Origin of the sequence: Corallococcus sp. 4LFB (genome assembly GCF_046520365.1) — a bacterium.
Lineage (GTDB): Bacteria > Myxococcota > Myxococcia > Myxococcales > Myxococcaceae > Corallococcus > Corallococcus caeni.
Window position 1 is genome coordinate 1 of the sequence record NZ_JBKGHJ010000527.1, and the last position, 5326, is coordinate 5326.

At 70.6% G+C, this 5326-nt stretch carries 6 protein-coding genes; 4 read left to right on the forward strand and 2 right to left on the reverse strand.

What is annotated here, in order from left to right; genetic code table 11:
- From ACLEQD_RS35945 to ACLEQD_RS35955, 3 genes are all read left to right on the forward strand, one after another.
- On the forward strand, positions 1 to 753 hold a 753-nt coding region (locus ACLEQD_RS35945; RefSeq protein WP_410390360.1), incomplete at its 5' end, for a GlxA family transcriptional regulator.
- A gap of 253 nt (positions 754 to 1006) precedes the next feature.
- Positions 1007 to 1573, forward strand: a complete 567-nt coding sequence (locus tag ACLEQD_RS35950) for a hypothetical protein (protein ID WP_410390362.1) — start codon at positions 1007 to 1009, stop codon at positions 1571 to 1573.
- 241 nt (positions 1574 to 1814) lie between these two features.
- A complete protein-coding gene (locus ACLEQD_RS35955) occupies positions 1815 to 2282 on the forward strand; it encodes a hypothetical protein (protein WP_410390364.1) in 468 nt (155 codons plus the stop codon).
- 77 nt (positions 2283 to 2359) lie between these two features.
- Here the strand turns inward: ACLEQD_RS35955 and ACLEQD_RS35960 are convergent, their stop codons facing one another.
- Entirely contained in the window at positions 2360 to 3262 is a 903-nt protein-coding gene (locus tag ACLEQD_RS35960) for a LysR family transcriptional regulator (RefSeq protein ID WP_410390366.1), read from the reverse strand.
- Positions 3263 to 3366: 104 nt separating this feature from the next.
- Between ACLEQD_RS35960 and ACLEQD_RS35965 the strand changes: the two genes are divergently transcribed.
- Entirely contained in the window at positions 3367 to 3972 is a 606-nt protein-coding gene (locus ACLEQD_RS35965) for a glutathione S-transferase family protein (RefSeq protein ID WP_410390368.1), read from the forward strand.
- Between the two features lie 109 nt (positions 3973 to 4081).
- Here ACLEQD_RS35965 and ACLEQD_RS35970 read toward each other — a convergent pair.
- On the reverse strand, positions 4082 to 5326 hold a 1245-nt coding region (locus ACLEQD_RS35970; RefSeq protein ID WP_410390370.1), incomplete at its 5' end, for a dihydrolipoyl dehydrogenase family protein.

Here is a 5326-nt window from a genome sequence, read left to right on the forward strand (position 1 = left end):
CCCGGGCTCTCCGCCGCCAGCGAGCGCGCCATCGAGCACCTGCTCTCCCGCGCCGACACCGCGCGCGGCATCGAGCTGCTCGCGCGCGCGGCGGCGAAAGGGGCGAGGATCGCGGCATCCTGCTCGGCGACCTTCGTCCTCGCCGCGGCGGGGCTGCTCGCGGGACGGAGCGCGACCACGACCTGGTGGCTGGTGCCGGCGTTCGCGCGTCGCTTCCCCGAGGTCACCGTGCGCGCGGACCGGATGGTCGTCGAAAGCGACGGCGTCCTCACCGCGGGCTCGGCCTTCGCGCACGCGGACTTGATGTTGGCCATCGTCGCGCGCGTCGCGAGCCCGTCGCTCGCGCACCTGGTGGCCCGCTACCTCGTGCTCGACGAGCGCGTCTCACAGTCCCGGTACATGGTGATGGAGCACCTGCGCGTCGCGGATCCGTCGCTGCGCGCGGTCGAGCGGTTCGTCGCGGCGAACGTCGGCCGGCAGCTGACGCTGGACGAGCTCGCCCGCGCCGCCGCCACCTCCACGCGGACGCTGGCACGCCGGGTCCAGGCCGGCCTGGGCATGACGCCGCTCGAGTTCGTGCAGCGGGTCCGCGTGGCTCACGCCTCCCACCTCCTGGAGACGACCCGGGCGTCGGTCGACGAGGTCTCCGCGCGGGTGGGCTACGCCGACGCGGCCGCGTTCCGCCGCGTCTACAAGCGGTACGCCGGCGAGACGCCACGAGGACGGGGCGCGGGGGGCATCCGGAAGCGGTGACCTCCGTGCCGCCGCCACGCCGCCTCGTCCGTGAGGAGGAGGGCAGTGTCGCTTCTTGAAGGTTTCGCCGCGGGCCCCCTGCAATGGCGCACGCATCGTACCTGCGGACCAGGGCAGATGCGGTGGCGATGCGCACCTCCCTGCCAGGTCGCGCCGCGTCGCCATCCGGCGCGGACATTCGCGGAGGCTGGAACTCCAGCCCTGCAAAAGGAGTCGGTCCATGGCGATTGGCAAATGGCGGAGGAGTGTCTTGGTGCTCACGGTCGGGATGGCCTCGGCGGCCGCGGCACAGCAGGAGCAACAGGAGCAACAGGAGGCCCCGCTGGAGCGCGTGCAGTCGAGCTCGGCCGCCGGCAGTTTCGGAGACCGGGGGCAGGTCGTCATCAGCCAGGACCTGCAGTTCAATCTCACCTACAACACGGCGGGGACGGACAACTTCACGCTCGTCCTGGCGCCGGGCGCGGACTACTTCCTCAAGCAGAACCTGTCGGTGGGTGCGGGCGTGAGCTTCGGGCAGATCTTCCAGCCCGGGGAGAACGCGACCTCTATCGGCGCCAACGTGCGCCTGGGCTACAACCTCCCGTACGACGAGATGATCTCCTTCTGGCCCAAGGTGAGCGCCGGCTTCGTCTACAACAAGACGACGAGCTTCCGGTTCGGCGCGGACGGCACCTTCTTCCAGCTTGGAGCCTACGCGCCGGTGCTGGTGCACCCGGCCGAGCACTTCTTCGTGGGCCTGGGCCCCAACCTGGACATCCTGGTGGGCGACAGTTCGGGCATCTCCTTCGGTGCCCGCTCCGTGGTCGGGGGGTACTTCTAGCGGCCTGCCTCCAGGGCGCGCGGGCCGGTCCTTCGCAGCCTCGACGCCCGCGTCAGGCGTCGCGGGGGCCGGGCCGCGCGCGTCGTAGGCAGGCGGCGCTTCATGCCGTCACCAGGCCCCAGGCCCCGGCACTTCCCGGACCGGCCGGGCGCAGCCCAGCTTCAGGGGAACCCCCTTCCCGGAAGCCCGAGGGCTCCGGGCAAGACGACAAGGAGCGCAAATGAACAGGAATCAAGGTCCGATGCGATACGTGCTGGCACCCCTGGCAGTCCTGTTGCTGGCGTTCACCGCGCAGGCGCAGTCCCAGCAGGGGGCCTCGAAGTCCGCCTCCGGCCAGCAGAAGCCGCCCCCCCAGGCCCAGCAGCTCGATGTCGAGGAGCTGAACGACAACATCTCCAGCTACGTGGGCCAGAAGGTCAGCGTCGCGGGCGAAATCGAGAACAAGCTCGATGCGCGCTCCTTCGTGATGGAGAGCGGCGGCATCTTCGATGACGAGATCGTGGTCGTGGTCCCGCAGAAGAGCCAGGGCCTGAGGCCGGTGCGGCTCCGGGAGGACGCCAACATCGTCGTGACGGGCACCGTGCGCTCGATTCCCATCGTCGACGTGGAGCGCCAGCTCGGCTGGGACCTGGATCCCGAACTGAAGATCGAGCTTGAGGGAACACGCAACTTCCTGGTGGCGGACCGGATCGACTATCAGCGCGACTGAAGCCGCCGGGACGCGCATCCCCCTCTCGTCAGCGCGTGGGGTAGGGGGCCGTGCGGCTGAATGGACGCAGGGCCCCCTCAGCGCGAGCGCTTCCGCTGGATGCGGCCGGGCCGCCGCGGTGTCGGCTCGGCCAGCGTCGCCAGGGCATCCATGAAGAGCCGGACCTTGTTCGGAAGGTTCAGCCGGCTGGGGTAGACGACGTGGATGGGCCGCATCGCGGCGGGCTTGGGGCCGAAGAGGACCTTCAGCCGCCCGTCGCGGAGGGCCTCCCGGCAGACGATGTCCGGGACGCGCGCGATGCCGACTCCCTCGATGGCCGCCTCGCACGCGAGCTCGCTGTCATTCACCATCAGGACCGGATCGATTCGCGACTTCACCCCTTCGGCCTCCCACGTCTCGAACGCGCTGAAGCCAATGCAGCGCGCGGAGCGCAGCTCCCTGGCGTCCGGGGTGCCGTGCTTCGACAGGAAGCGGGGGCTCGCCACGAAGTGGACCGCGCCCTCTCCCAGCTTTCGCGCCACGAGCGACGAGTCATTGAGCGGGCCGATGTGGATCGCGACGTCGAATCCCTCTTCGATGAGGTGGGGGCGGCGGTCCGCCAGCACCAGCTCCACCCGCGCCTGGGGATAGCGGGCGAGGTACTTCGAAATCACGGGGGTGAGGTACCGCCGGCCATAGAGCACGGGTGAGGAGACCCGCAGCAGGCCGGTGGGATCCGCCTGTCCCTGCTGCACCTCGTTGTTCGCTTCGTCGATGAGCGCGGCGATGGCGGCGCAGCGCTCGGAGTACATCACCCCGGCCCCGGTGACCCGCAGGCGCCGCGTGGTCCGTTCGAGCAGCCGCACTCCCAGCCGCTCCTCCAGCTGGCGGATGCGCTCGCTGACGGTCTGCTTGGTGATGCCGAGCTTGAGCGCCGCCCGGGTGAAGCTCTCCTCGCGGACGACCGTCGCGAAGAGGACCATGTCGGCAGGAGGAATCATGACCGTCAAGCCTAGCCTGACAATGAGTTCGACGGAGGCCGCATTGTCCGGGAACTCCGGTCGCCGCATCTTGGGGCCTCCCGCGACACCCAGGAGTGCCACCCATGAAGCTCTACTTCGCCCCCAGGACCCGCGCGGTCCGTGCCCGCTGGCTGCTGGAAGAACTTGGCGTGCCCTACGAGCTGATCAGGGTCGACCTCTCTCAACAGGAGAACACCGCGCCTGCCTATCTGGCGGTGAATCCGCTGGGTGAGCTCCCCACCCTCGTGGATGGGGACGTCACGCTGCTGGAGTCCCTGTCCAGCTGTCTCCATCTGGCCGACCGGTTCCCGGAGAAGCACCTGGCGCCGCCGGTGGGCTCCGCGGAGCGCGGTCCCTATTACGGATGGATGGTCTTCGCGGAGCTGACCCTCGATCCCGTGGTGATGGCGTTCTACCGGGACATGCAGGCGCCCGCGGAGCGCGAACCCTCGGACGCGGCGGTCGAGAAGCACAGGGCGCGGCTCACGGCCGTGCTCGACGTCATCCAGCGGGGACTCGGCGGCCGGGAGTTCCTGGTGGGCGGGACGTTCACCGCCGCCGACGTGGTGATGGCGTCCATCCTCCACCTCGCGAACACGCTGCTGCTGCTCGGCGGACACCCGGAGCTGGTGGCCTACGTCCGGCGTCACAGCCAGCGCCCGGCGGTGCGCAAAGCCGTGACGGGGTGAGGCGCGGCGGGACGGGCTGGGGCCCGCGCATCGCCTCCCTCCTTCGCGGTCGAGGACCCCAACGGGCACCGGCCGCGGCCGTTCGTGCTGGCCGAGCGGCCGCGCTGAGTCAGAGCAGCTCCGCGAGGCGGGCCCGGTCCACGTCGACCTGGAGCTGGCGGGCAGCGATGGCCGCCGCACGCCCCAGGACGCCGGTATAGGTGGGGAACGAGAGCGGAACCCGAGCCAGCTCCTCCACCCGCATCCCCGCGGCGATGGCGATCGCTGCGGTCTGGACCAGGTCGACCGCCCGCTCCCCCACCACGTGGCAGCCGAGGAGCTTCCGCGTGGCGCGGTCGACGATGAGCTTGCAGAACCCCGTCGTCCTGCCATCGATGAGCGTCCGCGTCGTCGAGTCGAAGCGCACCACCGCCACCACGACGTCGTGCGCTTGACGTGCCTTCGCTTCGGTCAGGCCCGCTTGCGCGTACTCCGGATCAGTGAAGCTGCCAACCGGACACACCTCGTCCGTGACGGAGAGCATCGGTGCGCGTGCCGCGTTGGAGCCCGCGACAAACCCGTCCTGCAACGCCTGGGGGACCAGCATCCGGCGCCCGGTCACGTCTCCGGCGGCGAAGATGTGCGGCGCGGAGGTGCGCAGCTGGGCATCGACGCGGACGAAACCTCGCGAGTCGGTCTCGACGCCCGCGGCCGCGAGGTTGAGCGCGGAGGTGTCGGCCCTCCAGCCCACGGCGACGACGACGAGCGCGGCCTCGGCGCTGTCTCGCACGCCGTCCCTGGAGAAGACCATCCGCACGCCCCCTGGCGTCGTTTCGAAGCGCTCAATCGTGCCGAAGGCCTCGCGCACCCCCATGCCGGCCTGACGGAAGGACTCCGCGACGGCGGCGGACACGTCTTCGTCCTCGGTCGGCAGGATGCGTGCTCCCGCCTCGAAGAGCTGCACCCGGGTGCCGAACGCAGCGAAGACCGACGCCACCTGGACTCCCGTGGCGCCACTGCCGACGACCACCATCGACGGCGGAACGGTGCTCAGGCTCCACGCATCGCTGTGGGTCTTCGTGAGCTCGAATCCCGGGATGGGGAGGCGCCGGCTCACGCCACCGGTGCAGAGGATGAACTTCTCCGCTCGAAACCCTGGCCCACGCTGGGTCTCGAGGGTGTGCGGGTCCGCGAAGCGCGCGGCGCCGACGTGCTCGTGCACGGTGACCCCCGCCGCGGCGATCTGCTCGCGCAGGGCCGCGTGGGCGCGAACGTCGCCGGCCACTTCGCGCACGCGCTCGAGCAGCCGCGCGTAGTCCAGCGCGGGCTCTGTCACCGCGATGCCATAGCGCCCCAGCTGCCGGGCGTCGCGGAG

Excerpts from the sequence above, each read along its gene's own strand:
- ACLEQD_RS35955 (WP_410390364.1), top strand. The coding sequence starts at position 1,815 with ATGCGATACGTGCTGGCACCCCTGGCAGTCCTGTTGCTGGCGTTCACC.
- ACLEQD_RS35960 (WP_410390366.1), bottom strand. The coding sequence starts at position 3,262 with ATGATTCCTCCTGCCGACATGGTCCTCTTCGCGACGGTCGTCCGCGAG.
- ACLEQD_RS35965 (WP_410390368.1), top strand. The coding sequence starts at position 3,367 with ATGAAGCTCTACTTCGCCCCCAGGACCCGCGCGGTCCGTGCCCGCTGG.